Origin of the sequence: Streptomyces sp. NBRC 109706 (assembly GCF_000974485.1) — a bacterium.
Classification (GTDB): Bacteria; Actinomycetota; Actinomycetes; order Streptomycetales; family Streptomycetaceae; genus Streptomyces.
On the sequence record NZ_BBOM01000005.1, the window covers coordinates 820,821 to 843,819 of the forward strand.

The 22,999-nt window shown below is 72.0% G+C and carries 16 protein-coding genes; 9 read left to right on the forward strand and 7 right to left on the reverse strand.

Features of this window, described 5'->3' with window-relative positions; genetic code table 11:
* Positions 1-22: 22 nt before the first annotated feature.
* Genes AOM46_RS08615 through AOM46_RS08625 form a run of 3 tightly spaced genes read right to left on the reverse strand, consistent with a single transcriptional unit; the run spans position 23 to position 6,639 of the window.
* Positions 23-4,750, reverse strand: a complete 4,728-nt coding sequence (locus AOM46_RS08615) for an FtsK/SpoIIIE domain-containing protein (RefSeq protein WP_199823935.1) — start codon at positions 4,748-4,750, stop codon at positions 23-25.
* A gap of 42 nt (positions 4,751-4,792) precedes the next feature.
* Complete coding sequence (locus AOM46_RS08620; protein ID WP_062207636.1) at positions 4,793-6,037, reverse strand: hypothetical protein; 1,245 nt, start codon at positions 6,035-6,037, stop codon at positions 4,793-4,795.
* Positions 6,034-6,639: a sigma-70 family RNA polymerase sigma factor gene (locus AOM46_RS08625; protein ID WP_078856613.1), complete on the reverse strand. Its 606-nt coding sequence runs from the start codon at positions 6,637-6,639 to the stop codon at positions 6,034-6,036. Before AOM46_RS08625 ends, AOM46_RS08620 begins: the two co-directional genes overlap by 4 nt.
* A gap of 528 nt (positions 6,640-7,167) precedes the next feature.
* On the opposite strand from AOM46_RS08625, the gene AOM46_RS08630 reads away from it, so the two are divergent.
* Positions 7,168-7,362: a hypothetical protein gene (locus AOM46_RS08630; RefSeq protein WP_062207638.1), complete on the forward strand. Its 195-nt coding sequence runs from the start codon at positions 7,168-7,170 to the stop codon at positions 7,360-7,362.
* Between the two features lie 95 nt (positions 7,363-7,457).
* Here AOM46_RS08630 and AOM46_RS08635 read toward each other — a convergent pair whose 3' ends face one another.
* The 4 genes from AOM46_RS08635 to AOM46_RS08650 form a co-directional block, all read right to left on the reverse strand.
* Positions 7,458-8,177 (reverse strand): GntR family transcriptional regulator, encoded by a 720-nt coding sequence (locus tag AOM46_RS08635; protein ID WP_062207640.1) that lies wholly within the window; start codon positions 8,175-8,177, stop codon positions 7,458-7,460.
* A 126-nt stretch (positions 8,178-8,303) separates the two neighbouring features.
* The gene (gene tcuA, locus AOM46_RS08640) at positions 8,304-9,818 is read right to left on the reverse strand and encodes an FAD-dependent tricarballylate dehydrogenase TcuA (protein ID WP_062207642.1); all 1,515 of its coding nucleotides are present in this window, start codon (positions 9,816-9,818) and stop codon (positions 8,304-8,306) included.
* A gap of 107 nt (positions 9,819-9,925) precedes the next feature.
* On the reverse strand, positions 9,926-11,017 hold the full coding sequence (locus AOM46_RS08645) for an Ldh family oxidoreductase (RefSeq protein ID WP_062207643.1): 1,092 nt from the start codon (positions 11,015-11,017) through the stop codon (positions 9,926-9,928).
* Between the two features lie 3 nt (positions 11,018-11,020).
* Positions 11,021-12,664 carry a thiamine pyrophosphate-binding protein gene (locus AOM46_RS08650; protein WP_062207644.1) on the reverse strand — a complete coding sequence of 548 codons (1,644 nt, stop codon included), beginning with the start codon at positions 12,662-12,664 and terminating at the stop codon, positions 11,021-11,023.
* Positions 12,665-12,846: 182 nt separating this feature from the next.
* On the opposite strand from AOM46_RS08650, the gene AOM46_RS08655 reads away from it, so the two are divergent.
* From AOM46_RS08655 to AOM46_RS08690, 8 genes are all read left to right on the forward strand, one after another.
* Positions 12,847-14,418, forward strand: coding sequence for an aldehyde dehydrogenase (locus AOM46_RS08655; protein WP_078856614.1), 1,572 nt, complete (start codon positions 12,847-12,849; stop codon positions 14,416-14,418).
* 2 nt (positions 14,419-14,420) lie between these two features.
* Positions 14,421-15,593 (forward strand): acyl-CoA dehydrogenase family protein, encoded by a 1,173-nt coding sequence (locus tag AOM46_RS08660; protein ID WP_062207645.1) that lies wholly within the window; start codon positions 14,421-14,423, stop codon positions 15,591-15,593.
* The gene (locus tag AOM46_RS08665) at positions 15,593-16,726 is read left to right on the forward strand and encodes an ATP-grasp domain-containing protein (protein ID WP_062207646.1); all 1,134 of its coding nucleotides are present in this window, start codon (positions 15,593-15,595) and stop codon (positions 16,724-16,726) included. Before AOM46_RS08660 ends, AOM46_RS08665 begins: the two co-directional genes overlap by 1 nt.
* Positions 16,723-17,634, forward strand: coding sequence for a hypothetical protein (locus tag AOM46_RS08670; RefSeq protein ID WP_078856615.1), 912 nt, complete (start codon positions 16,723-16,725; stop codon positions 17,632-17,634). Before AOM46_RS08665 ends, AOM46_RS08670 begins: the two co-directional genes overlap by 4 nt.
* Positions 17,635-17,896: 262 nt before the next feature.
* Positions 17,897-19,012: an ABC transporter ATP-binding protein gene (locus tag AOM46_RS08675; protein WP_062207648.1), complete on the forward strand. Its 1,116-nt coding sequence runs from the start codon at positions 17,897-17,899 to the stop codon at positions 19,010-19,012.
* Positions 19,013-19,112: 100 nt separating this feature from the next.
* A complete protein-coding gene (locus tag AOM46_RS08680; RefSeq protein WP_062207650.1) occupies positions 19,113-20,795 on the forward strand; it encodes an iron ABC transporter permease in 1,683 nt (560 codons plus the stop codon).
* A gap of 88 nt (positions 20,796-20,883) precedes the next feature.
* Positions 20,884-21,996, forward strand: coding sequence for an ABC transporter substrate-binding protein (locus AOM46_RS08685; RefSeq protein WP_078856617.1), 1,113 nt, complete (start codon positions 20,884-20,886; stop codon positions 21,994-21,996).
* Positions 21,974-22,981, forward strand: coding sequence for a 2-hydroxyacid dehydrogenase (locus AOM46_RS08690; RefSeq protein WP_062207654.1), 1,008 nt, complete (start codon positions 21,974-21,976; stop codon positions 22,979-22,981). Before AOM46_RS08685 ends, AOM46_RS08690 begins: the two co-directional genes overlap by 23 nt.
* Positions 22,982-22,999: the final 18 nt, after the last annotated feature.

Sequence of the window (22,999 nt, forward strand, 5' to 3'; positions counted from 1 at the left end):
GGCGCCGTGCCAGGGGCCCGTCTCACTGGAGCACGGTCAGCGGCACCTGCACCGCCAGCAGCCGGCCGGCGGGGTCAGCCGTCCAGGCACGGCCGGGAACGGCCGCGGGACGCAGGTGGTCGGGCGTCAACCGGGCGCCGATCAACTCGCCCTCGTTCAGGGCCTTGGGCGCCAGCAGCAGCCCGCGCCGGCCCCGACGGGCGATGCCGATCCAGCCCAGGCTGGACATGCCGTCGGCCGGCCCGGCCAACAACAGCCCGAGGCCCCGGTCCCGGCCGGCCGAGGCGACCTTCCGCAGCGGACCGTCAACCCGGGTGTTCACCAGCAGTTCGGCGTCGTCGACCACCACCACGGTGGGCCGGCCCGCAAGGGCGGCCAGCGCCGCCTCCAACGCCTCGGGATCCGGATCGACCTCGTCGATCACCCGCGCCAGACCGTGCGCGGCGAGCCGCCGCAGCGGCGACTCCCTGGGCGTCAGCACCACCAGCGAGGTGCCGCCGGTCACCAGCGAGACGCACATCGCGGCAAGCGTGGTGGAACGCCCGCTGTGCGGCGGGCCCACCACCAGGAAGGACCCGGAGCCGGTGGCGAAGTCGTGGCCCAGCGCCCCGCCGGTGTCGCCCCCAACCCCGAGCAGCGCCCACAGCGGGCGGCGGGCCGCCTCGTCGATCTGGTCGGCGGCCTCCTGGAAGCCGATCGCCTCGGGGAGCGCCGCCACGCTGAACGGGCGCAGCTCGTCCGCCACTCCGCCGTCCCTGATCGTCGCCTGCCGCCCGATGGCCCGCACCACGTCGGCCTGGTCGCCGCCCTTGGCGAGGGCCGAGAGCGGCAGGGTGAGGATATGTCCCTCGACGGCGCCAGGCGTCGCCCAGCCCCGCCCGGCCGGCACCTGCTCCGGCACCGCACGGCGGTTGACGCCGACGATGGCGTAGTCCATCCGGTCGGACTGACGCAGCAGCAAGCGCCGGTCGTTGTGCTGCCCCGGCCGGCCGCCGAGCAGCATCCGCTCCGAGGTGGCGATCACATGGACGCCGGCCGTGGCTCCCTCCCGCAGCAACCGCAGCAACTCCTCGGTGAGCCGGCCGCCGTCCTGCTTCTCCCACTGGGTCACCAGGGCGTCCCAGCCGTCGATCAACAGCAGCAGATGCGGCGGGCGTTCCTCCCTGGGCAGCCGGGCCCGCGCCTCCGGCAGGGAGGTCACGCCCTGGCGGGCGATGACCTGCTGGCGGTCGGTCAGCTCCGTGACCAGCCGGCGCACCAGCCGCTCAAGGCGCTCGCCGTCGTGCCGGGGCACCACGGCGCCGCAGTGCGGCAGGGCCTCAAGCGGCGCCAGGCCGCCGCCGGCCGCGTCGATGCCGTAGACGTGCAGCTGGTCGGTGGTCAGGTGCAGGGCGGCCGAGCCCGCGATGGTGCGCAGCGTCTGGGTGCGCCCCGAGCGCGGCGCGCCGATCACGTAGAGATGGCCGAAGGTGCCGAACTCGATGTGCCCGAGCCGCTGTTCCTGCCGGCTCGGCACGTCGAAGAGGATGTAGGGCACCGGCGGCAGCGCGGCGGCCCCGGGGTGCGGGTCCTGCTCGGGGCCGGTGAGCGGCAACTCCTCCGGCAACGGCGGCAGCCAGGGCCTGGGCTGGGTCTCGAAGTCCTCCAGGGCCTCCGTCGCCGCCCGCACGGTCGCCACCAGCACGCTCAGATCAGTGGCGGGGTCGACCGGCGCCCCGTCCTTCTCGTCCCCTTCCCCCTCGGCCGGTTCAGCCGGTTCGTCCGGCTCCTCGGGGTTCGCCGCGTCCGCGATCGGATCGCCGCCCTCGTGGATGACCCTGGCCGCCGGCAGCGGATGGCCGAGCCGCTCCGGGCTCAGCTCCACGCCCCGCACGGTGCGCGGCACGGTCCTGGCGCCCGGCGCGTCCGGGTTCTCGTCGGGCCGTTCGGCGCCGACCCAGGCCGTCTGGAACGGCATCGGGGGCCCGTCGCCTCGGCGGACCAGGGCCCGGCCGGGGGTGGCGGGGGAGATCGCCGCCGCCGTCGGCGCGTTGATGATGTCCGTGCTCTCCATCCGGTCGGTGACGCGCAGGGCGACCCGGAGGTTGGTGTTGGCGCGGATCTCGTTGGAGACGGCGCCCGCCGGACGCTGCGTGGCCAGCACCAGGTGCAGGCCCAGGGAGCGGCCCCGCTGCGCGAGGCTGACCAGACCCGGCACGAACTCCACCTGCTCCCGCACCAGCGTGGCGAACTCGTCGATGATCAGCAACAGCCTGGGCAGCGCCGGCAGTTCGGGCTCGCGGGCGCGTTTGGCCCGGTACTCCTTGTGATCCTTCACCTCCACATCGGCCAGCAGCTGCTCGCGGCGGCGCAGCTCGGCGTCCAGCGAGGCCAGCGCGCGCTCCACCAGATGCCCGTCGAGGTCGGTGATCATCCCCAGGGTGTGGGGGAGTTCGGCGCACTCGCGGAACGCGCTGCCGCCCTTGTAGTCGATGAGCACGAACGTCAGCTCGTCGGGCCGGTTCACCGCGGCCAGCGAGGCGATCATCGTCTGGAGCAGCTCCGACTTGCCCGACCCCGTGGTGCCGCCGATCAGGGCGTGCGGCCCGTCCGCCACCAGGTCGAGCTGGGCGGTGCCGTCGTGTCCCGCGCCGACGGGGAACGCCGTGCTGGCGGGCTGGCGTTGCCACGCCCGCACCAGGGCGGCCGGGTCCGGCGGCTCCTGGCCGAGCAGCGGCAGCAGCCGCACCTCGGCGGGGATCCCGGCCTCGACCTCCACGGTGACATCGCGCAGCGGCGCCAGCGCGCGGGCGGTCCCCTCGCACCATTCGGGGGTGACCTGGTCGGCGCGGATACCCGAGACGGCGGGGGCCCCCGAGACGCGCATCGTCAGCTGGTTGCCTTTCGCGGTGACGACCGAGGTGCACTCCTCGGGGAGCAGCGACTCGCGTTCGTCCAGGCAGATACTGTAGATCCGCAGGGGCGGGCCCTGGGTGAGGACGCCGATCATCCCCGGCACCTCGCGCAGCCGGTAGGCGCCGTCCAGGACGACCAGGATGTCCGGCTCCCCCGGGGCGACGGCCGCGTCGCCCGTGGACTTCCCGGAGACCGCCGCGCGGGACTGGAGGTCCGCGTAGAGCTCGCCGACGCGCTGGCGGGTGGACGCCGGGTCGCGGCCCAGCGCGACGAGCGGCGTCGTCGCGGCGCCGGCGCGGGCGGGGCGCAGATGCTGGAGCCAGCGCACCCAGGCCCAGTCGGCAAGGTGCTCCTCGTCGGTGAGCACGACGATCCGCAGGTCGCGGGGGCTGTGCAGGACGGCGGACTGGATGATGGCCCAACGAGCCACGGCCCGCACGGTGTCGGGGGTGCCGGTGAGGCCGATGACGCCGAGCATCGGTAGCTCGGCGCCGATGGGCACGTCGGACAGCCGCCAGTGCACCTGCCGGTGGTTGCTCTCCCTGGCCTGGTCGCTGATGCGTTTGAGCGAGGCGCGGTTCACCACGCCGAGGCGCAGGGTCAGATAGTCCCCGTGGTGGCGGCGCCGTTCCCACAGCTGGTGGCCCGGGCCCCTGACGGTGAGCAGAAGGGACGCGGGATCGGGCGAAGCGGTGTTCCGCTGCCGGCGTTCCTCCACCGTCGCGCGGCGCATCTCCCGCTCCAGGGCGGCCCGGCGCAGCCGGAACCTGCGCAGCTGTTCCGCGTGTTGCTTGCGGTTGCCCCGGCGCCCCATCAACCAGTTGCCCACCGCCATCAGCGGGGTGAACAGGATGAGGATCAGGAAGTAGAAGGAGCGGAAGAGCGCCACCATGGCGAAGCCCATGACCATGGGGGAGATCATCAGCATGAACGGGAACGGCCGTGGCCCCGGCGGCGGTGGGGGTGCCGGCAGGTTGAGGTTCTCGGCGTCCAGGTGCGGCAGGATGCGCGGCGGACGGCTGTACTCGATGGTGAGCCCGTCTGCGGCGGGTCGGACGGCGGCATCGGGCTCGAACCTGGGCGCCAGCCGCAGCAGATGGTCACCGAGGGCGAGGTCGGCGAAGGCGGGCCAGTCGTGGGAGCCGTCGTCCGGCGGCGGGCGGTACCCGGGGGGCGGCAGCGGCGGCTCCAGGGGCAGCCCGTCGGGGCCCGCCGGCGGAGGTTCGGCGCTGTGGCCGCCGGGCCCGCCGTCCCTCGGCCCCGCTGGCTCCTCGTCGGTGAGCGGCGTACCGGTCTCCGGGTCCACGGGCGGCGGCGGGGTGAGGCTGCGCAGGCCGCACCGGAGCGGGTCGGCGTCCGCCGGGAGCCGGAACCGCACCGAGCCGTCCGTGTGCACGATGATCCACGTGCCGGACTCAGGGGTGCCGGGGTCCTCCTCCCCCTCCTCCAAGTCCGCCACGGGGCCCGGCGCTTCGCCGTCGGGTGAGGGGAGGCGGAGCGAGCAGCGACGGTCGGTGCCCACCTCGTGGCTGCCGGGGCCGAGTAGCCACACCTGCCCGGCTCCCGGGCCCGAGACATGCCGCAGCTCCAGCAACACCGGGTCGGAGCCCGGGGGTTGCCAGGCCCGTGCGGCGTCGGGGCCGGGCGGCGCCGGGCCGTCCAGGCCGAGCACCATGCCGTCGCGGACGCCGCCGGCGCCCAGCGGCGTCCCGGAGTCCAGCGCCTCCTCACCGAGGTAGAGACGGGGTGTGCCCAGCGCGGCGGCGAGTTCGCCGACGGTGGTGTCGCCCGGCAGGTCCAGCAGATGGTCCGTGCGCCGCCCCTGGGAGTCGGCGGTGGTCACGGTGAGCTTCACGAGCAGTCCAACGGGTGTCAGGGACGGGGGGATGCGCGGCGGTCAGGGGCGCCCTGGGCTGAGGGAAGGCACGGGCGCCTCCCCCTCGTCGACGTCGGCCCTCGGCGCGCTCACGGGCTCCGGCTCGTCCTCGCGCTCGGGGGAAGGCGGTCCAGGGACGAGGGCGACGGGCGGGGCGGCGGGCCGCCGCACGGCGTCCTCGCCGGGCAGTTCCCCGTCCAGCTCGGCGTCGAGTTCGTCGTCCAGCTCGGCGAAGACGCGGGCGGTGCTGGAGGCGTCGCCACCGAGATCGGGCGGCAGCACGGGCGGGATCAGCGGCAGCACCCGGGCGATGGCGCGGCTGAGCGCGTTGCCCTCGGCCACCAGGGGCGTCCCGACCAGCTGGATCTGCCCCGTCCGGTCATTCAGCAGGGTGCGCGTGTAGCCGCGGCCCTCCCCCAGCAGCAGCAGTCGCAGCCCGGGGAACTCCGCGGGCGGCGCGACCAGTTCGGGGGGCATCGGGGCCGGCAGCTCGGCGCCGACCAGGAACGGGGCGAGCCCGGAGCGGGGCCCGAGCCGGGCGGCGGCGCGGTAGGCGGTGCGGATCGGCGGCCCCTCGAACGCCCGGTGCACCCCCTCGGCCACCACCACCGTGTCCTTCGGCAGCCGCACGTCCAACTGCGCCGCGACAGCCTGGTGCAGGGCGGTGGCGGCGCGCCGCTCCCCGTCGACGCAGACCATCGGCGGCCCGACGGCCAGGTCGAGGAACGCGCACCAGCCGCCCACCTCGCCGACCGCGACCAGCACCGGATACTCCTGGTCGGGCACCGGCACCACCGGCGGCAGATCGGCGCGTTCCGCGCTCCAGTGGTCGGTCTCGTCGTCGTCGGCGACCCACCAGGGGTCGGCCCCGGGAGGCGGTATCCGCCGGCCGGCGAGGAGGACGGTCACGGTGTGGCCGGCGACCAGCACCGCGTACGGCCGGGCGCCCTCGGGGCCCGCGGCCTGCCGGGCGGCGGCCAGGGCCCGTTCGGCGTCGCGCCAGGTCGCGGGGGCGCGCAGCCCGTGGACCAGCACCCGCAGCGAGCGCCGGTACCGCAGCCAGGACCGCACCGGCGCGGCGAAGGCGTGCGCGGTGATGGCGCACTCGCGGCGCACACGGTCCCTGGCCGCCTTCCAGCCGCCCATCCGCATGGCCACGGCGCGGATGATCAGGAAGATCACCAACAGCACCGCGACGATGCCGAGGATCCGGAAGATGGTCTCCCGGTGCCGGCTCAGGAACTCCAGTGGATCGGCTGACCTCATGCTGCCGGGAACTCCCTTCGCAGGGCGGACAGGGCGTAGTGCGCCCTGGATTTGACGGTCCCCCGGGGTATCCCCAGGAGGCGTGCGGTGTCGGCGCGGGAGTGGTCGCACAGGTGGACGTGGACCAGCACGTCGCGGTGGAGCGGGCTGAGGCCGGCCAACGCCCGGGTGACCGCCACCCGGTTGACGACGGCCTCGGCCACGTCGACGCCCTCGTCGGCCTGTCCGAGCAGACCGGTGGGCATGATGCCGGCCGGAACGCTCCGCTCGCGGCGGTGGGCGTCGAAGGCGAGGTTGCGGGCGACGACATGCAGCCAGGCGGCGAGCCGGTCGTCGTTCCGGGAGGGTTCCGGCTTGCCGGCGAACTCCCCGCTGAACTCCTCGGCGGCCAGCCAGGCGCGCAGCATCGTCTCCTGGACGATGTCCTCGGCGCGGTGCGGATCGCCGGCCGTCAGACGTCTGACGTACCGGAGCAGCCGGTCGCGGTACCGCTCGGCCGCCGGGAGTCTCGGGTGGGCACGGGCCACCGGCCGGCCGACCGGCGCCGGTGGCAGGGCGGCCGGCCGGGGAAGAGGGTGGTGAGGCGATTGGGCGTGGGACATCGCTGCTGCTCCAACGGCGCACTGGAAGGGGCTTCTGAGGCTATGTCGCGTCGAACCCGCCGAAGTTTCCGTTGAGTTGCGGAAGTTCATTTATAGAAGAGTTGGGGCTGAACTGAGCTCAAGAGAACCTCTGAATTCTCTGGAGCCCCGTCAGTCCACGCAAGTTCGGGCGCGCGACCTCGACATTCGGGCAGCGAGGGCCCGTTGGCTGCCCGTTCGGGCCGGGACGATCCACGGCCGGATTCGCCCGGCACTCCCACTCACTCCGGCCGGAGACCGGCTCCGGCATCGCCCGGGACCGCCTTGAGGAGACCTCAGCGCCCGTGCCATGCTCGCGAGGTACAGGGCACCCGACTGACCGGGCGGAGGAGCCCGGAGGAGCCACGCAGGCCCTGCACGGCGAGGACCGGCAACAACAGCGGATGCACGCGACACCCCGCACCTACTACGACAAGCAACGAACCCGCGGCAAAACCCACACCCAGGCCCTGAGGCACCCCCCAGCTGGTCGCCGAGACGGAGAAGGCCGTGCGGCGGCACGGCATCACGTTGACCGACATCGGGGTGGAATCCCGCTACCGGGACACGTGGTCGGACCACAACGACTCGGTCATGGTCGAGCTGGGCGCGTGCCGGGGCAACGAGTTGAAGAAGCTCATCAGGCTTCTCAACCAGGCCCCCTTCACGGAAGCGCAGCCCGAGGAGAGTTCCCCGGCCGGTTGAGCCGGGCACCACATGGGCCCGCCGTGTCGGGGGCCCCGCGCGGGCCGGCGCGGTGGGCCGCCGCCGAGCCGCCGAGGCGGCGCAGCCGGCGGCGGTCAGCCGAGGAGCATCGAGAGTCTGATCTCGCGGGCGTTGCGCATGTGTTCCTTGGCGCTTTTCTCCGCCTCCGCCGGGTCGCCGATCTTGATGGCCTTGATGATGGCGATGTGCTCGTCGAGGGCTCGCTGTGCGCGGCCGGGCGCCGAGAAGCTGGTGGGTTGGAGGCGGCGGACGGCCTGTTCCACCTGGAAGAGGAAACGGTCGAGATAGAGGTTTCCGCACGATTCCCTGATGCGCCCGTGGAACTTCAGGTTGAGTGCGGCGATTCTCTTCGCGGCGTCCGGGGCCACCTGTTCCGACTGGTTCACCAGAGCGGTCATCTGCTCCTGCAGTGATTCCAGATCGGCGATCAGCCCCGGCTGTTGGTGAATGGTGGCCAGCCGGGTGGCCATTCCCTCCAGGTTCTCCCTGACCACATAGAGGGCCAGGATGTCCTCCAGCTTCATCGGCGCGACGACCGTGCCGTGGTGGGCGACCTTGACGGCCAACCCCTCGTCGGCCACCCGGCGCAGCGCCTCGCGGACGGGGGTGCGGCTGACCTCCAGGACCGCGGCGACCTCGTCCTCCCGCAGCCATGTCGACGGCGCGAGCGCGCCGTCGAGAATGGCCTCGCGCAGCGCCTCGGAGACGGCTTCGGTGGTACGCCCCCGTTGGGGGCGGCCGACGGCGTATCTCCGAAGCACCTCCAGTGCGGACGAGTCGGGCTGGTCGCTCATCTGAACTCCTTCGCGGACACGACCGCCATGAGGCCCTCCACGTTTCCCCTGCGGCTTCGCAACCGCGACGCCGGCCGGACACCTGTATGCGAAGTGTATCCAAAGAATCGAGGGCGGGCGCGCCCCCTACGACCCGGCGGCAGCGTAACCCGCGCTGCGGCCGAAAACGGAACCGAGGGTCAGCCCCGAGCCCCCCGGATAGTTGCCCCAGAACACCCCGCCCACCAGCTCCCCGGCGGCGAACAGTCCGGGGATCGGCACCGCTTCCTCGGTGAGCACCCGCGCCGATTCGGGGTCGATCCGCAGACCGCCGAAGGTGAAGGTGATTCCGCAGCGTACGGGATAACCGTAGAACGGGGGGCTGTTGAGTTCGAGCGCCCAATGCGATTTTGGCGGAATGACGTCCGCCCGGCGTTCGTCCTTGACCGAGGGGTCGAACGGGCGCGAGGTGTCGATCGCCTCGTTGAAACGTTCCGTCTCCGCGCGCAGCCCCTCCGGGTCGACGCCCATGGCCGTGGCCAGTTCCTCCAGGCTGTCGGCGACGAACTCGGTGATGGGGCTGCTGTCGTACTCCAGGGTGCGCAGCAGCGGCCGGCTCTTGGCGTCGAATATCTGGAAGGCGATATGTCCCGGCTGCTCCAGCACCTCGCGCCCGTACTTCGCATAGGTGTAGTTGCGGAAGTCGGCCCCCTCGTCGATGAACCGGCGGCCCGCCGCGTTCACCACGATGCCGACCGGATAGCTCTGCCTGGTCAGCTGGTTGGTCAACGAACGCTCGCCGCCGTCCGACGCGGCGCCGGCGTCCCACTGCACGCTGTGGCAGGTGGACCAGTCGCCGTAGGGGGCCGCGCCGGCGGCCAGCGCGAGGTCCAGGATCTCGCCGGTGCTCGCGGGGTTGCCGCGCAGCAGCGCGTGCGACCACTTCTCCCCCAGGTAGCGGACGCGGCGTTCCACGCTGGCCTGGAAGCCGCCGGCGGCGAGGACGACGGAGCGGGCGCGCAGCCGCCGCTCGGCTCCGGCCGCGTCGGTGTACACCACGCCCGTGACGGCGTCGCCGTCGCGGAGCAGGTCGACGACCTTCGCCTGGTACTCGATGGTGACGCCAGACGCGACGGCGGCGCCGGTGTGTTGGGCGATCAGCCCCTTGCCGCCGTCAACGGTGCCCACGTTGAGCCCGCCGAAGAAGACCCACCGGTCGTCGCGGAGATAGGTCTGCCGGTCGTAGAGCAGCTGCCAGCGGATCCCGTGCCCGGCGAGCCAGCCGAGGATGTCCCTACTCCCGTCGACCAGGGCCGCGCTCAGCTCGGGATCGTTGCGTCCGTCGGTGAGCCGGGCGAGGTCGCGGTGGAACTCGTCGGTCGTATAGGGGGGCAGCACGGTGCGGGGCGCCCGGGCTCGGCTCTCCTCGTCGACCAGGGGCAGCAGATCGTCGAGGCCGCCGTGCGGCACCCGGAAGGCGCCGGCGGTGTAGTAGGAGTTCCCGCCGGCCGTCTCGGCGGCGGCCTTCTCCAGGACGGTGACGGAGGCGCCCCGCTCCCGCGCGGCATGGGCGGCGCAGAGGCCCGCGTTCCCGGCGCCGACCACGATCACGTCGACGTCCACGTCAACACCGGGCCCGCTGTGGCCCGTTGACTCCTTCATGTGTTCCTTGCCCTTCTTCGTGGGTTGGTCCCGGTCATTCGAGATCCAAAGTGCATACAGGCAACGTGCCGCCGCTTCCCGGCGGTCGTGCGTCTGGTGACGGAGCGTCAGCGACTCAGCGGGGCGGGCCGGTTCGGCAGCCAGGCGACGCCCGCCCGTTCGGCCTCGGCGCGCAGCGGCGCGAGATCGCCCGGCGCGTAGGGGATGCCGTGCAGCGCGCGGTGCGCGGCCCGTCCGGCCTCCAGCTCGCCCGGCAGCGTGATCGCTTCCACGCCCGCCGCCCTGGGGGTTGACCGCACCCGGTCGACCAGGAGATCCATCCGCCGCCGGTACTCGTCGAGCGGCAGGAAGAGGTCGGGCCGCAGCGCGAGAAAGAGGTGACCGACGTTCTGCGGGCGGTCGAAGTCCTTGTACTGGTCCCCGACATCGCCGGCGAAGGCGGCGCCGGAGAGCACCCCGGCGAGGATGTCCATCAGCAGCGAGAGCCCCGCGCCCTTGGGCCCGCCGACGGGGAGGACCACGCCCTCAAGGGCGCGCAACGGATCGGTGGTGCCCACTCCCTCGGCGTCCAGGGCGTAGCCCAGCGGGATCTCCTCGCCCCGCCGCGCGGCCCGCCGGATCTTGCCCCGGGCGACCACGGCCGGCGACATGTCGAGCACCACGGGGCCCCGTTCGCCGCCCGGGGCGCCGGCGGCCAGCGGGCTGGTGCCGAGCAGCGGCTGCCGGCCGCCCCAGGGCGGCATCGCCGGGGAGGCGTTGGTGAAGACCAGGGCGACCATGCCGGCCTCGACGGCCCGCAGCACATAGCTGGCCGCCATCCCGAAGTGGGTGCTGCGGCGGACGGAGACGACGCCGATCCCGGTCTCCTCGGCGAGGCGAACCGCCTCGGCCATCGCCCGCGAGGCGACGACAAAGCCGAGCCCGTCGCGGCCGTCCAGCGCGGCGGCCGAGGGGACGACGCGGTGGGGGGCCAACTCGGGGCGCGGGTTGACCAGTCCGGCGCGCAGCCGTCGGAGATAGCCGGGCAGCCGGACCAGGCCGTGGGTGTCGACTCCCCGCAGATCGGCCTCGATCAGGCAGCGGGCCACCGTCCTGGCGTCCTCGTCCGGCAGCGCGTGGGCGGTCAGCAGGCGGGTGGCGAAGTCCTCGGCGTCCGCCTGGCGGGCGTAGACGGTCTCCCCCTCGTCGGTCGGTGCCATGGCTCAGCCCCGCAGCAGGTCGTAGATCGGCTGTGACGTCGACGGGTCCACATGTACCCCGAGCAGCAGGGGAGTTGGCTCGTCCCAGGCCGAGGCGACGGCCGTTTCGATCTCCTCCACCGAGTGCGCGTCCCGGCCTCGGATGCCCAGCGCCTCGCCCAGGGCGCGGCAGGAGATCTCGGGGAGTCCGACGCCGACGGTGCGCAGCCCGCGCCTGGCCTGCTTGATCTCGATCTGGGAGAGCGAACGGTCGACCACCGCGACAAAGACCGGTGGCACGGGGGCGCCCTGGGCGGCCGCCACCTCGGTGGCCCGCATCAGCAGCGATCCGTCCCCCATGAAGGCGACCACCCGCCCGCCCGAGGCGTGGGCGGCGGCGATGCCGGCCGGGATGGAGAATCCCATGGTGGACAGCGCACTTGAGGCGAGGAAGCGGCCTCGGGCGTGGGTGTCGCTGAGCAGGGCGAGCAGCGGTTTGCTGAATCCGGCGTCGGCCAGCACCACCGTCTCCCGGTCGCAGCCGCGCAGCACCGCGTCCACCGCGCGGGCCACCGAGAGCCCTTCGGGCGCGGTGTCCAGCAGCGTGGCGCGGAGGTCGTCCCGGTAGCCGGTGATGTCCTTCGGGGTGAAACGGGAGGGTCCTTCGCCGCCGATCCGTTCGGTCAGTGCCGTGAGGCAGGCGTCGGGGTCGGCGACCACGCGCAGGTCGAAGGGCTGGAACCACTCCAGCAGGGGCCGTCGGGAGATCGAGACGGTGGGACAGGTGTAGCGCCAGGGCTTGTTGTAGACGTCGTACGCCTCGAAGTCGACGGTGAGGATCAGATCGGCGCGTTCCAGGAGCCGCGCCTCCAGGTTTCCGTTGAGCAGGGTTCCGGCGAAGTAGGGGCTTCGGCTGTCCAGCGCGCCCTTCTGTCCGGTGGTGGTGAACACCGGGACGCGGCAGGTCTCGCTGAAGCGCGCCAGCACCTCGGACGAGACGGGGGCGCCGCGTCCGCCGACGATCAGCGCGGGGTGTTCGGCGGTGGCGAGGCGCGCGGCGAGTTCGTCGAGGGTCGAGGCGGCGGGGGTCAGGACCGGGCGGCGTCGGTCCGCTTCGTCCAACTCGGCGGCGAGCAGGGCCGCCGCGCGGTCGCCGCGGTCCGAGACGGGCGCGGGCGCGACGGCCACCTCGTCCGGCAGTTCGACATAGACCGGCCCCTGGCGGGCGTCGAGGGCGATGTCGACGGCCTTGCACAGCAGCTCCGCCGGGTCGCTGTCCGCCGGGACGCGGGTGGTCCACTTGGCGGCCGGGCGCACCATCTGCTCGGTGTCGAACCCCTGCCGGACGACGAACGGGAGCTTGCCGGCGGGGTGTTGACCGGCCAGCACCAGGACGGGCAGGCCCTCCAGATAGGCGTGCAGGATGCCGTTCATCCCGTTGCTCACGCCGGGCGCCAGCGACAGGACGACCAGGCCCGGGCGTCCGGTCAACTGGGCGTCCGTCGCGGCCATGATGACGGCCGAGGACTCGTTGTACGCGGTCCGGTAGCTGATGCCGGCGTCGGCGAGGGCGTCCAGCAGCGCCATATGGTCCTCGCCCGGCAGTCCGTAGGCGCGGGTGATCCCCAGCTGTGCCACGGTGCGCGCCACCCGTTGTGCGATGTCCATGCTCGAACAGACCTCCTGACATGTCGTGCGGACGTCGACCGTCCGCCGTCTCTCGGCACTCGCCCCCGTGGAGTCCCGTCGAACTCCGGCAGACCCTGACGGCCTCCGGCAAACTCCGCCGACGGGATTCCCACCACTTCACGAGCCTGTACACCGAGTTACCCGGTCACTAGCATGATTGCATGCGAAGTATATGCAATGTCCACCTCGCTGCACGAGAAGTGTGGGAGATCCCCGATCCGCTCCCCGCCTATGTCGACGGCGGCTGGGACCAACCCGGCGCCGCGGCCCACACGTTCGAGACCGAGGATCCGGCGCGACTGGTCACCCTCGCCGTGGTCGCCGAGGCCGACGCGGACACGGTCGCCCGCGCCGTCGACTCCGCCCAGGACGCCTACCGGGGCGTCTGGGCCGGAACGGCGCCCGGAGACCGCGGTCGGGTGCTCTCCTCGATGGCCGACATCATCCGCCGGCGCGCCTCCGACCTGGCCGAACTCGAATCCCTCGACACCGGGAAGCCGGTCTCCCAGGCGCGCGCCGACGTGGAGACCTCGGCGCGGTATCTGGAGTACTACGCGGGTCTGGCCGACAAGATCAGGGGCCATACGCTGCCGCAGCCGGCCGGCGGTTTCGCCTATACGGTGCGCGAACCGTTCGGGGTGATCGCGCACATCACCCCGTGGAACTCCCCGCTGAGCCAGATGTGTCGGGGCGTGGCGCCCTCGCTGGCGGCGGGCAACACGGTGGTGGTCAAGCCGTCGGAGGTGACGCCGCTGACCTCGACCCTGGTCGCCGGCCTCTTTGTCGAGGCCGGGCTGCCGGCCGGCGTATGCAATGTGGTCCCAGGCCGTGGCCACACCACGGGGCGGGCGCTCGCCACCCATCCGGGGATCAGCAAGATCGTGTTCACCGGTTCGGTCGCCACCGGAAGCGCGATCCTGCGGATGGCGGCCGACGCGATCGTGCCCTGCAACCTGGAGTTGGGCGGCAAGTCACCGACGATCGTCCTCCCCGACGCGGACCTCCGGGCCGCCGCGCTCGCCGGCGCCAGGGCGGTGGTGCGCAACGCCGGGCAGTCCTGCTTCGCCACCACGCGTCTGCTGGTGCACCGCCGGGTCCACCGGCGGTTCACCGAGCTGATCGCCGCCGAGGTGTCCCGGCTCACCGTCGGACACGGCCTGGAGGATCCGGACCTCGGCCCGCTCGCCTCGGCCGAACAGGCGGCGAAGGTGCGGGCGTTCGTCGAAGGCGCCCTCGGGGACGGCGCGAGGGACATCGCCGGCGCTGTCCAACTCCCGGATCTTCCCGGGCACTTCCAGGCGCCGGTGGTGCTCGACGGGGTCACCAACGACATGCGGGTCGCCAGGGAGGAGGTGTTCGGCCCGGTGCAGTCGATCCTCACCTTCGACACCGAGGAGGAGGCCGTGGCCATCGCCAACGACTCCGACTACGGCCTGGCCGCCGGCGTGTTCACCAGGGACCTCTCCGCCGCGCACCGCCTCGCCGGCCGGCTGCGCGCCGGACAGGTGCAGATCAACGCCTATCCGGCCGGCGGCGTGGACACCCCGTTCGGGGGCTACCGCAAGAGCGGCATGGGGCGGGAGAAGGGGGTGGAGGCGCTGGCGGAGTACACCCAGTTGAAGACCGTGATCCTGGCCATCGAGCCCGAACCCGCGCCCGAACCCGAGGTCCCTCCCGCGACCCCGCCCAAGACTGGAACATCCGCGAACAGCCACGACGGGAAGCAGGAGTAGCCATGGCGGACACCACGACCTCCCCGGCCCAGCGCCCGGGACGGTACGAACTCGACGAGGAACTGACCGAACTGCGCGCGCTGGCCCGGGAGATCGCCCAACGCGAGTTCCGGGACCGGGCGCTCGACTGGGAGAGGAACGGGGAGTTCCCCTGGCGCAATATCGCCCTGCTCGCCGAGACGGGGCTGCTCGGCGTGGCGCTGCCCGAACGGTACGGGGGCGGCGGCGGCTCCTGGCTGCACGCCGCCGTCGTCCTGGAGGAGTTGGGCGCCTGCTGTTACACCACGGCCATGGCCGCGCTCGGCGAACTGGGCGTGCAGACCCAGGCGATCCTCCACTACGGCTCCGAGGAGCTGCGCCAAAAGTATCTGCCGGGGGTGGTCGCCGGCCGGGTCATCTGCGCGATCTGCATGACCGAACCCGATTCGGGCAGCGACCTCTCCGCGATGACGACCACCGTCCGGGAGGACGGCGACTCGCTGGTGCTCAACGGCCGCAAGACGCTGATCAGCCGCGCCGACGTGGCGCAGGTGTTTGTCGTCTTCACCCGGTTCGCCGACGACACCGGCCGACGTTCGATCGGCGCCGTGGTGGTCGATCGCGACACCCCGGGGCTGCGGGTCGCGGAGCGCTTCTCGACCCTGGGCGGCGAGGGGCTGTACGGCGTGGTCTTCGACGACTGCCGGGTGCCGGCCGGGAACCTGCTGGTCCGCGAGGACGGCTTCCGGAAGATGCTGCACGCGTTCAACGGCCAGCGCTGTCTGAACGCCGCCATCAGCGTCGGCATCGCCAGGGGCGCCAACGAGGCGGCCCTTGAGCACGCGCGCGGCCGGGTGGCCGGCGGCCAACTCCTCGGCGCCCACCAGGGCATCCGGTGGATTCTCGCCGACAACGCGATCCAGATCGAGGCGGCCAGGCTCCTGGTGCACCGCGCCGCCGCGCAGGCGAGCGACGGATTCCCGCAGCGTTACGAGTCGGCCGTCGCCAAGACGTTCGCCAACGAGATGGCGCTCAAGGTCACGGACAACACCCTGCAACTCTTCGGCGGACACGGCTGGATCGACGAGGTGCCGGCCGAACGCTATCTCCGCTGGGCCCGCTACGGGCCGCTCGGCGGCGGCACCCCGCATATCCAGCGCAACGGCATCGCGCGCCATCTCCTCGGGGAGCTGTGATGCAGCTGCTGGAACACGAGGCCAAGGCGCTGCTGGCCGATATCGGCGGGCTGGCGATCCCCCGGGGCACGGTGGTGGGGAGCCCGGAGCGGGCGAGCGCCGTGGCGGCCGGGCTCGGCGCCCGGGTCGTCGTCAAGGCCCAGGTGCCGACGGGCGGGCGCGGTAAACGGGGCGGCGTGCGGATCGTGCCCCGACAGGGCGCGGGGGACTGCGCCCGGGCGCTGTTGGAGCTGACGATCGGCGGCTTCCGGGCGGACACGGTGCTGGTGGAGGAGACGGTGGAGGCGGCGGCCGAGCTGTATCTCGCGGTCGCGCTCTCGCCCGGGGACCGTTCCGTCGTCCTGTTGCTCTCCGCCTCGGGCGGCGTGGACGTGGAGGGCGCCCCGGAGGCGGTGGCCAAGGTGCCGATCCCGGCGCTGGTGGGGCTGCGCGACTTCCATGTGCGGCAGGCCGCGTCGGACGCCGGCGTGGACGGCGGCGCCCTGGCCGGGCTGCTTCCCGCCGCGCACGCCCTCTACCGGCTCTTCCACGCGGTGGAGGCCGATCTGGTGGAGGTCAACCCGCTGTTCCTGACGGCGGAACGGGCGCTGGTCGCCGGCGATGTGCGGGTCGTTCCCACGGCGGGCGGCGCCTACGGCAGGGCGCATCCGCCCGTGCCGGTCACGCCGTTCGACCGGGCCGGCGAGCTGGGGTTCGATCTGGTGGAGCTGGATCCGGACGGCGATGTGGGGCTGTTGAGCACGGGGGCCGGCGCCTCCATGCTGGTCGTCGACCTGCTCACCGAGGCGGGAGTGCGGCCGGTCGACTTCTGCGATCTGCGCTCGGGACGCGCCGCCGGCGTGGCGGAACGGCTCGGCCTGGTCCTGGACTACCTCGGGGAACGGCCGGAACTGCGCTGTCTGGCCGTCAACTTCTTCGCCGGGGTGACCGATCTCGACGCCTTCGGCGCGGTGCTTGTCGAATCCCTGGGCCGGTGGCCCGCGGCAATCCCCGTCGTGGCCAGGATCGACGGCCCGGCGGCGGAGTCGGCACGGGAGCGGCTGCGGGACGCCGGGGTGACCGTGGTCGACGGGCTCGACGCCCTGGTCGACGAGGTGCACCGCGTGGTGCACGGCCCGGGAGCGGCCCGATGACGCCGCGCGCGCGGGGAAGTCACGAGCCCGGCGACCTGCTGCGGGCCTGCCGGGGGCCGGTGGTGGTCCAGGGGATCACCGGGCGCGTCGCGCGCCGGCACACCGGGCGCATGCGCGCCTACGGAACGCCGGTCGTCGCGGGGGTGACGCCCGGCAGGGACGGCGAAAACGTCGACGGGATCCCGGTGTTCGGCACGGTGCGGCGCGCCGTCGAGGCCACCGGCGCCAGCGTCTCCGTCGCGTTCCTGCCGCCGGTCGCGGCGGCCGAGGGGCTGGTGGAGGCCGCCGAGGCCGGGATCAGGCTCGCGGTCAGCACCACGGAGGGCGCCGCCCCCCACGGCATGCTCGCAGCCCTGGCGCACGCCGAACGGGCGGGCATGTCGGTGATCGGGCCCAACAGCCCGGGGCTGCTGATACCGGACCGGCTGAGCCTGGGCTTCCTCCCCGGCACCGTTGCGCGGGCCGGGCCCGTGGCGCTGGTGTCCCGCAGCGGAACGCTGTCGTACGAGGTGGCGCGGGCCCTGTCCGACGCGGGCCTCGGGGAGTCCGCGTGGATCGGCGTCGGCGGCGACCGTTTCAAGGGCACCACGCTCGTCGATCTGCTGCCCTGTCTCGAAGCCGATCCGGCGACGCGGGCCGTCGCGTTCGTCGGCGAGATCGGCGGGACCGACGAGGAGGCGGCGGCGCGCGCCCTGGCCGACTCGCCCCTTGCATGCGCGGCCCTGATCGCGGGCCGAACGGCGCCCGTGGGAACGGTGATGGGGCATGCCGGGGCGCTGGTCGGAGCGGAGGGCGGCGGCTATCGGGCCAAGGCCGAAGCCCTGTTGGCGGCCGGCGTCCAAGTGGCGCTCTCGCCCCGGGAGATGGCTGCCCACCTGGCCGAACGTCTACGATCCGGCCCCCGTTGACCGGTCGGCGCCCCTCGGGGCGCATCGGAGGCGTGCACGGGACGGCCGGAGCACTCCCGCGCCAAGACGGCGCAGACATTGCGTACAAGGCGCATGCAACACCCTTGTGGTGTCGAACACAGGCGGCTTAGGCTGCGGCAAACGTCCCGGGACGCCCCTTCTCAGCACGAGCGCAACCGGCTGTCACACCACCGTCCGGGGCCCAACCCGGACCACAGGACCACACCCCTATCGCACCTATCGCAGAGGTTCAGGAGTGGGCATGGAGATAAACGTTCGCAACCTGACCGTGAAATTCGGTTCACAGACCGCCGTGAACGATCTCAGCATCGATATCGAGGACGGCGAGATGCTGGTCCTGCTGGGCCCTTCCGGGTGCGGCAAGACCACGACGATGCGCAGCCTGGTGGGCCTGGAAACCCCCACCGCCGGCAGCATCACCATCGGGGACGAGACCGTCTTCGACGCGGCCAGGGGGATCAACGTCCCGACCAACGCCCGCCATGTCGGCATGGTGTTCCAGTCCTACGCGATCTGGCCGCATATGACGGTGTACCAGAATGTCGCCTTCCCGCTTCGGATGCAGAAGCTCAGCCGGAGCGAGATCAGGCCACGCGTCGAGGAAGTACTCGAAACGGTCGGGCTCACCGGGTTCGCCGAACGCGGCGCCAGCATGCTCAGCGGCGGTCAGATGCAGCGGGTCGCCCTCGCCAGGAGTCTGGTGATGCGGCCGCGCATGCTGCTGCTGGACGAACCGCTCAGCAATCTGGACGCCAAGCTGCGGGAGAAGCTGCGGTACGAACTGCGCGAGCTCCAGCAGAGCCTGCGGATGACCGCCATCTATGTCACCCACGACCAGTCGGAGGCGCTGGCCCTCGCCGACCGGATCGCCGTCATGAGCAAGGGCGAGATCGTCCAGGCCGCGGGCCCCGTCGAGATGTACAAGAGCCCGCGGACGTCCTTTGTCGCGGACTTCCTCGGCGTCGACAACATCTACCCCGCCGAGACCGTGGAACAGAACACGGGCGCGGACACAGGCGCGGGCGAGGGCGAAGGCGGTCCGACGGTGGTCGCGTTCAAGGACTCGACCGTCCGGCTCGCCACCGCCACCGAGAAGTCCGGCGGACAGTCGGTGTTCGTCTGCATCCGCCCCGAGGATGTGCGGCTCGACCCGGACACCACCTCGGGGACGACCAACTCCCTTCCGGCGACCGTCGTCTCCGCCAGCTTCCTGGGCGACCACACCCGTTACCACCTGTCCGTCGACGGCGGGCCGAGCCTCTATGTGATGTCGCCGGGCTCCGAGGCCCCGCTCGCCGCAGGCGCGAGGGTGCTCGCCCACATTCCGCGAGAGAAGGTGCAGTTGCTCGATGAGTAGTCCACCTGCGACGAAGATTCCACCACCGACTCCGCGGGAGAAACCAGCGACTCCGCGGAAGAAGGAGAGCCGGGCGGCCGTCGCCCGGACCAGGAGCTGGGTGACCAGGCGGATTCCGCTGCTGATCCTGCTCGCGATTCTGACGTTCCTCGTCATCCTGCCCATGGGCACTCTGCTGTACGCCACCGTGGTGGACGAGCCGCCCCGCCCAGGCGCGCCGGCGGGGACCTTCACCTGGGAGAACTACCGGGCCGTGCTGGCCGGGGCGAACCGCTCCGCCCTCTACAACACGTTGACCATCGGGATCGGCGCCACCTGCCTGGCCATGTTCATCGGCACGGGACTGGCCTGGATCGCGGCCCGAACCAACGTGCCGGGCAAGGCGTTCGTGCAGATGGCGGGCGTCATGCCGCTGTTCGTCTCCACCCTGATCGGCGCGCTCTCCTGGTCGCTCCTGGCATCACCGCAACAGGGCTATCTCAACATCCTGTTGCGGGACATCGGACTGCCAGGGTTCCTCAACATCTACTCGCTGCCGGGCATCATCTTCGTCTCCGGTCTGTATTACGCGCCCTACGCGTTCATGCTCTCGTACAGCGCCTTCACCCTGCTCAACCCCGAGTTGGAAGAGGCCGCCTATGTCCACGGCGGGCGATTCAGGAACGTGCTCGGCGGTATCACGTTCAAACTCGTCGCCCCTTCGCTGCTCGGGGCCGCGACGCTCATTCTCGTGTTCTCCATGGAGAACTTCCCCATACCGCAGATCCTCGGCACCCCGGAGAACATCCAGACGCTCCCGTCACAGATCTACCGCCTCATGGCGACCGCCCCTTCCCTGCCCAACCAGGCGAGCGCCACCGGTGCGGTACTCCTGCTCATCACGGCGGTGATGGTCTTTCTCCAGCGCCGCGTACTGGCCGCCAGGCAGTACGTCACCGTCACGGGCAAGGGCTTCAAGCCCAACCCACAGGACCTGGGACGTTGGCGCTGGCCCGCCTTCGCCTTCGCCTTGGCCTATGTGGTTGTCGCGATCGTGCTGCCGATCTTCGCCCTGGTGCAGGGCGCGTTCCGCAGCAACCCCTACACCGCCGACGTGGCCGCCATGTTCTCGCCCGAGAACTTCGCCACCGACACCATGCGCGAGGTGCTGGGTTCCGAGGCGTTGCAGACGGGGCTGCGCAACAGCATCATGGTCGGTGCCGGCGCGGCGGTCGTCGGCGGGCTCTTCTATCTGATGCTCGGCTACTACGTGCACAGGACCAAGGGCATCGGGCGGCAGACGCTGACCTATATCGCGATGTGGCCGGCGGCCATCCCGGCGCTGATCATCGGCCTCGGATTCCTGTGGGGCTGGTCCGACTTCCACTTCATCTACGGCACGTTGGCCATTCTGATCCTCGCCTATGTGGCGAATCTCCTGCCCCAGGGATTCCAGGGCATGTCGTCCTCGCTCATCCAGGTCCACCGCGACCTGGAAGAAAGCGCCGAAGTGTGCGGGGCGAGCCGGGTTCGCACGGTGCGGGAGATCCTGCTTCCCCTCATCCGCACCGGCGTTGTCTCGACGATGCTGCTGATCTTCATCCTCTCGATGCGGGAGATCAGCGTCGCGATGTTCCTCTTCACCTCGGACACCCAGCTGCTGTCCATCTCCATCTACAACTCCTGGGAGGGGGGACGGCTGCCACCGGTCGCGGCGATGAGCCTGGTCTATGTCGTGTTCCTCCTGGTGCTGACCTTCGTGGCCCGCCGGTGGTTCGGCATGCGCGATCCGGGCGGCCGATGACCACCACCTGTCATTCGACGCCATCCATTCCACGGACAAGCGGTCGGGAGCAGTCCTCCCGACCGGACGAGAAACAGGGGAGAACACGATGAGAAGACCTCCGAAGCCCGCCGTGACCTACACGGCGGCGGCGCTGGCCATCGGCCTGGCCATGACCGCCTGCGGCGGCGGCACCGGTGAGGGGCAGGCCATCGACGAGAGCGGCGAGCTCGTCGTCGACGGCGAGGTCATCGCCGACGCCGAGCTGCTCGACGCCGCGCTGGAAGAGGGCGAAGTCACCATCTACACCTCGCTCAACGAGGTCACCAACGACGCCATCGCCGAGGCGTTCGAAGAGGACACCGGCATCTCCGTCAGCGGCGTGCGCACCCCGACGGGCCGGCTCTACGAACGTATCCGGACCGAGGACGGGGGCGGCAACCTGCCGGCTGACATCATCGCGATGCCCGACGAGTCACTGTGGCTGGAACTGGTGGAATCGGGGCTGTTCAGCGCACACGAGGTGCCGTCCCACGACCAGATACCCGAGGAGTTCACGTCCCCCGACGGGCTCTACTACGCGCTGAACTCCGCGGCCACCGTCATCGCCTACAACACCGAGGTGATCGACCCCGACGCGGCGCCGACATCCTGGGCGGAACTCCCCGAGGTCAGCCGGCAGGGCAACATCATCGGCATGGTGCACGCGTCGCAGGGCGCGGGCGGCTGGGGCCTGGCGCTCTTCATGCGGCAGGCGTTCGGCGAACAGTACTGGCAGGAACTGGCGGACTCGGAGCCGGTGCTCGAATCATCGGTCGGCTCTCTGGCGGAGCGGCTCGGCCGAGGCGAGATCGCGGTGGCGGCGGCACGGGTCCCGGAGGCCGGCGCGCTCCAGGCACAGGGCGCCCCGGTCGAGTTCGTCTGGCCGACGGACGGCACGCCCACGTTCAACTTCTTCATCGCCCAGGTCGCCGAGTCCGGCCACCCCAAGGCGGCGCAGGTCTACCTGAACTGGGCGATGTCCAAGCGCGGCCAGTCCGTACTGGCCGAGGAAGGGCTCGACTTCCCGGTGCACCCCGAGGCCGCGACCGCGGAGATCAACGGCGAGCAGCTGCCCACCATCGATGAGGTCGACATCGTCTCCGCGGCCTCGGAGGACTGGATCAGCCTGCGCGACGACTGGATCGCGGAGTGGAACGATGTCTTCGGCTACCGCCAGTGACCCCCGGGGCGGCCGGTGGCGCCTGGACACCCGGGTGGCCGTGCTCGACGTCTACCCGGAGCGGACCCGCGAGCTGATCCTGGCCAGGCTGCCGACGCCCTGGACGTGCGCCTTCGCCGAAGGCTACGACGACGAGCGGCAGCTGGCCGCGCTGCGCGGCGCCGACGTCGCGTTCGCCAACTGGTGGGAGGTGAGCGCCGACACCATCGCGGCCTCCCCCGACCTCCGGCTGATCCACAAACTGGGGGCCGGAGTCGACAAGATCGACCAGGCGGCCTGCCGCGCACACGGCGTACGCCTGGCACGGGTCAGCGGCGGCAACGCGGTGCCCGTCGCCGAGCACACCGTGCTGCTGATCCTCGCCGCGCTGCGCCGCCTCCCCGAAATCGACGCGCGCACCCGCGCCGGGGAGTGGTTCAAGGAGGAAGCACGCGTCATCCAACGCCAGTTGGCCGGGCGAACGGTGGGCCTGCTGGGGCTCGGCGCGATCGGCCAGGCGGTGGCCCGACGCCTCGCCGGATTCGACGTGGAGATCGTCTACCACGACCCGAACCCGCCGCCGGGGGACGTGGCGCGGAGCCTCGGGGTCCGCCACCTGGACCTCGACGCGCTGCTGCGCACCGCCGACGTGCTCTCCCTCCACCTCCCGCTGCTCCCCGAGACCCGGGGCCTGCTGGGGGTCGAGCGGATCAGGACGCTCAAGCCGGGGGCCGTGGTCGTCAACTGCGCGCGCGGCGGCCTGCTCGACGAGAACGCCCTCGCCGAGGCGCTGCGTTCGGGACACCTCCTGGCCGCTGGACTCGACACCTTCGCCGCCGAACCGCTGCGCGACAGCCCACTGCCAGAGCTGGCCAACACGGTGCTCACCGGGCATGTGGCGGGCGCGACCTTCGACAACTTCGGCCAGATGATCGACAGCGCCGTGGCCAACACCCTCGCCCTGCGCGAGGGCAGGCCGATCCCCGACGGCGACCTGGTCATCTGAACACCGCGCCGCCGGCGC